This is a genomic window from Moellerella wisconsensis ATCC 35017 (assembly GCF_001294465.1).
GTDB classification, from domain to species: Bacteria; Pseudomonadota; Gammaproteobacteria; order Enterobacterales; family Enterobacteriaceae; genus Moellerella; species Moellerella wisconsensis.
The window spans coordinates 1-449 of the sequence record NZ_LGAA01000051.1 but is presented as its reverse complement, the minus strand read 5'-3'; the positions used below and the strand labels follow the sequence as shown (position 1 = coordinate 449).

Here is a 449-nt window from a genome sequence, read left to right as displayed (position 1 = left end):
GTCCTTCATCGCCTCTGACTGCCTAGGCATCCACCGTGTACGCTTAGTCACTTAACCTCACAACCCGAAGGTGTCTCTTAATGAACGCGGTTACGAACCGGTTCAAGACAGCATTCAAGATTGCAAAAAATTGAGAGACTGCTTAATACAAACTGTGTCAGTGTGTCTCACAGTTGCTTAAGCTTTCAAATTTCAGCTTGTTCCAGATTGTTAAAGAGCAATATCTTAAACACGACTCGTTAGAATCATCTTTAAGATTTTTCGTTCATCAGAACGGGTGATAATGTCTTTCACTCATTATCGGAATGGCGTCCCCAAGGGGATTCGAACCCCTGTTACAGCCGTGAAAGGGCAGTGTCCTAGGCCTCTAGACGATGGGGACACGAAAATACCGACAAAGCTTTCACTTTCTCGTTTCGTATCAGCATGAGTCTTAAAACTCACAACAT

At 43.9% G+C, this 449-nt stretch carries 1 tRNA gene; it reads right to left on the bottom strand.

Annotated features, from left to right (window positions below):
* Positions 1-306: 306 nt before the first annotated feature.
* Positions 307-382 (bottom strand) — tRNA-Glu (locus tag M992_RS14330).
* Positions 383-449 lie beyond the last annotated feature (67 nt).